Raw genomic sequence first — 4,251 nt, forward strand, 5'->3', positions numbered from 1 at the left:
AGGGCGGTGAGCAGCGCGCCCAACAGGAACGCGCCGAGGACGTTGACGGCGAGGGTCGCGGCGAGCGCCGGCGCGAACGCCTCGGTCACGGCGACGCGCGCGGACGTCCCGATCGCGCCGCCGAGCGCGACCCACGCCACCGCGGCGGGGAACCTCACGCCGTCGGCCCGCTCACGCGGACAGCCCGGCCTCCAGGGCGGCGTCGAGGCCGTCGCGGTCGCCGGTGACCTCCAGGTCCGCGGCGCCTGAGCGCACGCGCCCCCACAGCATCAGGGCGAGGGTCTCCGGCGGGCCGGCCACCTCGATCTCCCCGCCGTCCGGCGGCCCCGGCAGTTCCCACTCGAGCGCGCCCAGCGCGCCCGCACCGACCGGCTCGGCGCCCGCCGCGAGGCCGCCCGCCGCAACGCCGTCCGAGGCCGCGTGGGGCACGGCGCGCAGGCGGATCGTCAGCGGCAGCGCGGGCACGCGACCGGCGAAGTGCGGGCGCATCACCGTGCAGAACTCGTCGATGCCGTCGACGGCCACGTCCTCCGACACCGGCGTCGTCGCGGCCGCGCCGTGCAGTGTGACCTCGACGTCCCAGCGGTGGATCGTGGTCTCGTGCAGCTGCCGCCGGAGCCAGAAGTCGGCGCGGCCGGCGCCGGAGAAGGTCCAGGCGGGCGCGTCGGGGGCGGTGTCGGTGAGGGTCCGGAGCATCTCGTCGGCGATCCGCGCGTACCAGTCGGCGAGCGCGGCCGCGCCGTCCGTGGCCGGCGGCGCCGAGCGCTGCACCGCGCTCATGCCGCGGGTCCGGGCGTCGGGCGTCGCGTCGCGGACCGTCTGACCGGCCCACCAGTTGACGGTGCCCAGGTGCGCGACGAGATCGCGGACGGTCCAGTCGGGGCACGAGGGCACGGCGGCGGCGACGTCCGCAGCACCCGACCCCGAGCCACCTGACCCCGAGCCAGCCGACCCGTCCCCCGCCAGTGCGAACCGCACCAGCCCGACCTGCGCCTCGAGCGCGTCGAGCATCCGCGCGTGGGTGAGGCGGGAGGCGGAGCCGGAATCGGGGCCGTCAGTCATACCCGCCTCGCCCTCTCCGAACCGCCGAGCGAGCCGCGGTCCTCCGAGTCGCCGCCCGGCCCGCGCCGCGTGAAGTCGATCTGCCGCCCCGCGTTGGACACGGCCACGACGGTGCCGGTGGCGAACACGCCGTCCCGGTCGAACAGCGAGGCCGTGCCCACCGCGACGCCCTCGGCGCTGATGTGCTCGTCGGCCTCGATCCCCAGGTCACGCGAGCGCGGCAGGCGCGCCAGCGCCACGGTGAGGTCGGCGTTGATGAAGCCGATCCCCTCGTCGCCCCAGTGCGTCATGAGGCTCGTCGACTCGGCCAGCGTCACCGCGCGCTGGAACGGCGTGGAGTCCTCACCGGTGATGGTGTCGAGCGGCTGCTGCCAGAAGCGTTTCCGCTGGTCATTCTGGTGCAGGCCCATGTCACGGTCCCACGTGACCGGGTTCTCGCCACTGCCGAAAAAGACGTTGGAGCCGGGCTTGTCGGGCTCGTCCGCGGCCCCCGTCGGGGGCTCGACGACCCGCCCCGACCGCCAGATCCGGCCCGGCGGCTGCTCGCCGCGGCGCAGCTGGACGAGCGTGGCGCGGGCGACGGCCTTGTCGCCCTGCGTCAACTCGACGTCGGCCACGCGGATGCGGTTCCCGGCGCGGATCTCCGAGGTGCGCGCGACGAGCGGCTCGTTGCGGACCGGCGCGAACAGATCCACGGTCAGGCGCGCCGGATGGAAGCCGTCGGCGCCGTGCTCGAGCTCCAGGGCGCGCGCGGCCGCCGCCACCACGGCGGGGCCGTTGACCATGCTGTCCGACCACGCGCTGCGCGCGAAGATCGTGGGGATGTAGGCGCCCGAGTCGTCGAGGGTGAAGAACGCGCGCTCGCTCATCGGGCCACGCCGTCCGTGCCGGTCGCGCCGAGCGTGCGCGCCGTCCCCGCCGAGCCGCCCGCCCACGACCGCAGGATCGCCGCGAGCTGCGTCTCGAAGTACTGCTCGGCGCTGGGCGAGGAGCGCCACACGCTCAGCTCCAGCGAGACCACGCCGTGCAGCGACGCCCAGATGGCGGTCGCGGCCTCGTGCACGTCGGCGGCCCGGAAGACGCCCTCGTCGACCGCCGCGTCCACCACCTCGAGCAGCGGCTCGCGCCACAGCGGCTCGTCGGGGTCACCAGCGCCGCGCTCGGTCCCGGCCCGCGGCGACCGCGCGGGCTCGCCCACGACGAGGCCGTAGAGGCCCTGGTTCTCGAGCGCCCACAGGCGGTACGCGCGGCACAGGGACCGGACGTCGCCCTCGACGCTGTCGTGCCGCAGGGCGTCACGCAGGGCGGCGGCGAGCTGACTGTCGGCCTCGTACGCGACCGCGGCGAGCAGTCCGGCCTTGCCGCCGAACATCGTGTAGATGGCCGTGGTGGAGGTGCCCTGGGAGGCGGCCAGCGGCCGCAGTCCGAGCGTCTCGGGGGGCGCGTCGCGGAGCCGCCGGGTGGCCTCGTCGAGGATCCCCCGCCGCAGCGAGTCGTCGTACTGGGCGTGGGTGGAGGCACGCGTCGAGGTAGGGGTCACCCCGGCAGGGTACGACGACGACGACGAGTTCACCGTCATACCGGCGTGGCGTGTCGGCGGGACACCGTGATACGGGCGTCGCGACAGTGCCGTCACACCGGGTCCGCCCCTGCTGAGACAGCGTTACCCGCGCGCCCGCCGGGTCGGCATAGGCTGGGGTCATGACCACTGTGAGCCGTCATGACAGCGTCTTCGTCCTGCGATTCTCTGAGCTGATGGACCCCGAGCCGACCACCACGGAGCCGACAGAAGAGGCCGGCAATCCCGAGAACGTCTTCTCCCCGGACCTCCTCGACTCGCTCGACGCCGCGCTCGACGAGGTCGAGGCCTCGGAGGGCCCGGCCGCGCTCGTCACCACGGGCGCCGGGCGGTTCTACTCCAACGGGCTCGATCTGGGGGTCGTCGCCTCGGACCCCCCGGGGCTGCCCGCGTACGTGACGCGGGTGCAGCGACTGTTCGCCCGGGTGCTGCGGCTGGAGCTGCCGACGGTGGCGGCGGTCAACGGTCACGCGTTCGGCGCCGGGGCGATGTTCGCGGTGAGCCACGACCACCGGGTGATGCGGTCGGACCGCGGCTTTTGGAACCTCCCCGAGGCGAGGCTGGGGATGCCGTTCCCGGCGGGCATGAACGCGCTCGTGACGACCCGCCTCGGCCATCCGGTGGCGGCCACCGCGATGCTCACCGCCCACCGCTACACCGCCGCCGAAGCCGTCTCGGCCAGGATCGCGCACGAGACCGTCGACGCCGAGTCGGTCCTCGACCGGGCCGTCGCCGTGGCCGCGGAACTGGCCTCGCTGCGCGGGCCGAATTACGCGGGCATCCGCGCCGGTCTCGTCGCGGGGATACTGCCCCATCTGGACGCGCCGGTCGAGCAACTCTGAGACCCGGAGTGGAATACGCGACGATTTGACCGACCGCGGCGCGAGGCACGCAAGAGGAAAAGGACCTACACCCCGCGTGGGCTGTAGGTCCCTTTCTCGCCGGAGAGAAGACAGTTCTTACGAGAAGCGTCCAATTCGGAGGTGTGATTCAGTTCTCGTCAACAGAGCCCATTGCCCGCCCGTCCGGGCGGCCGCGCTCTGCTCACGGCGATCAGTTGGCCGCGGCGTACGCGTCCATGATGTCGGCGGGAATTCGGCCGCGGTCGGAGACCTCGTATCCGTTGTTCCGCGCCCATTCACGAATGGCCTTGGTCTCCCCCGACGAGGACGTCTTGCCCGCCGTCCGGCGTGCTGGCTTAGCCTTGTTCGATGTCACGCGGTGGCCGTTCTCGACGTACGGCGCCATGACCTCACGGAACTTCTCGGCGTTCTCATCACTGAGGTCGATCGTGTATTCCTTGCCGTCGAACGCGAACGAAATGGAATTGGCCTCTGTGCCGAGATCCGTTCCGTCGAGGTCGTCGATGTACTGAACCTGGAACTGTTGTGCCATGCGCTTCTTCTCCCTGCTCCGGCTATCCGTCTTTCGAGGACATTATGCACAAACAATTCACAGTCCGCACACACTACTTTTGAAAACGTTCGATGGAAATGTTTGCAATGCTGACGTTTTAAGTCGATTCATAGGTGTTGGGCGTGTAAGTCGTCGTGACTTTAGCGGCCCTTCCGGAATCAGAGTGCATTGATCCGATTCTGGAGCTGACCGGA

General features: G+C 71.7%; 5 protein-coding genes. 1 reads left to right on the forward strand and 4 read right to left on the reverse strand.

Going from position 1 to position 4,251, the window contains the following annotated elements; translation table 11 throughout:
• Positions 1-171 precede the first annotated feature (171 nt).
• From KHA85_RS16025 to KHA85_RS16035, 3 genes are read right to left on the reverse strand one after another with little or no spacing between them, the layout of a single operon-like run.
• Positions 172-1,062 carry a maleylpyruvate isomerase N-terminal domain-containing protein gene (locus tag KHA85_RS16025; RefSeq protein ID WP_213186571.1) on the reverse strand — a complete coding sequence of 297 codons (891 nt, stop codon included), beginning with the start codon at positions 1,060-1,062 and terminating at the stop codon, positions 172-174.
• Positions 1,059-1,931: an acyl-CoA thioesterase domain-containing protein gene (locus KHA85_RS16030; protein ID WP_213186572.1), complete on the reverse strand. Its 873-nt coding sequence runs from the start codon at positions 1,929-1,931 to the stop codon at positions 1,059-1,061. Before KHA85_RS16030 ends, KHA85_RS16025 begins: the two co-directional genes overlap by 4 nt.
• Positions 1,928-2,602 (reverse strand): TetR/AcrR family transcriptional regulator, encoded by a 675-nt coding sequence (locus KHA85_RS16035; RefSeq protein ID WP_308936980.1) that lies wholly within the window; start codon positions 2,600-2,602, stop codon positions 1,928-1,930. The genes KHA85_RS16030 and KHA85_RS16035 overlap by 4 nt, the downstream gene beginning before the upstream one ends.
• Positions 2,603-2,763: 161 nt before the next feature.
• On the opposite strand from KHA85_RS16035, the gene KHA85_RS16040 reads away from it, so the two are divergent.
• Complete coding sequence (locus KHA85_RS16040) at positions 2,764-3,483, forward strand: enoyl-CoA hydratase/isomerase family protein (protein WP_213186573.1); 720 nt, start codon at positions 2,764-2,766, stop codon at positions 3,481-3,483.
• 211 nt (positions 3,484-3,694) lie between these two features.
• Here the strand turns inward: KHA85_RS16040 and KHA85_RS16045 are convergent, their stop codons facing one another.
• Complete coding sequence (locus KHA85_RS16045) at positions 3,695-4,036, reverse strand: histone-like nucleoid-structuring protein Lsr2 (protein WP_213186574.1); 342 nt, start codon at positions 4,034-4,036, stop codon at positions 3,695-3,697.
• Between the last annotated feature and the right edge of the window lie 215 nt (positions 4,037-4,251).

This window comes from Dietzia massiliensis, from assembly GCF_018390595.1.
GTDB lineage: Bacteria > Actinomycetota > Actinomycetes > Mycobacteriales > Mycobacteriaceae > Dietzia > Dietzia massiliensis.

What these genes read in the sequence shown, in the direction of transcription:
- KHA85_RS16045 (WP_213186574.1), bottom strand. Translation starts at nt 4,036, where the DNA reads ATGGCACAACAGTTCCAGGTTCAGTACATCGACGACCTCGACGGAACG.
- KHA85_RS16025 (WP_213186571.1), bottom strand. Translation starts at nt 1,062, where the DNA reads ATGACTGACGGCCCCGATTCCGGCTCCGCCTCCCGCCTCACCCACGCG.
- KHA85_RS16040 (WP_213186573.1), top strand. Translation starts at nt 2,764, where the DNA reads ATGACCACTGTGAGCCGTCATGACAGCGTCTTCGTCCTGCGATTCTCT.
- KHA85_RS16030 (WP_213186572.1), bottom strand. Translation starts at nt 1,931, where the DNA reads ATGAGCGAGCGCGCGTTCTTCACCCTCGACGACTCGGGCGCCTACATC.